Consider the following 397-nt stretch of genomic DNA (forward strand, 5'->3'; position numbering starts at 1 on the left):
TGCCGATATAGCGGGCACGTTTATATTCCGGTTCCCTGGAAATATTGACTCCGTCGATCTCAATCTTTCCGGAGTCGATGGGATAGACACCTGCAATCATGTTGAGCATCGTGGATTTTCCAGCGCCGTTGCCGCCGATAACCGTTACAAAATCTCCCTCATCCAGATGCAGGTTAATTCCGTTTAACGCTTTTTTCTCATTGATTGTATTCTTGTTAAAAGTCTTTCGGACATTTTTAATTTCCAGCATGCTTATTCTCCCCCTTCCGTGTAAGCTTTTTTAAGGCGCCATTTTCTTACCACGACAGGAACACAGAGAGCAACTGCAACGATCACTGCGGAAAGCAGCTTCATATCGTTGGCATTCATGCCCATTCTCAGTACCACCGCGCGGATT

The 397-nt window shown here is 45.8% G+C and carries 2 protein-coding genes; both read right to left on the reverse strand.

The window, feature by feature from the left end; genetic code table 11:
* Positions 1-250 (reverse strand): ATP-binding cassette domain-containing protein (locus NE664_15200; GenBank protein ID MCQ4727978.1); only part of this gene is annotated, 250 nt, incomplete at its 3' end.
* Between the two features lie 2 nt (positions 251-252).
* The coding region (locus NE664_15205) for an ABC transporter permease (protein MCQ4727979.1) at positions 253-397 on the reverse strand (145 nt) is incomplete at its 5' end.

Origin of the sequence: Anaerotignum faecicola, assembly GCA_024460105.1 — a bacterium.
Lineage (GTDB): Bacteria > Bacillota > Clostridia > Lachnospirales > Anaerotignaceae > JANFXS01.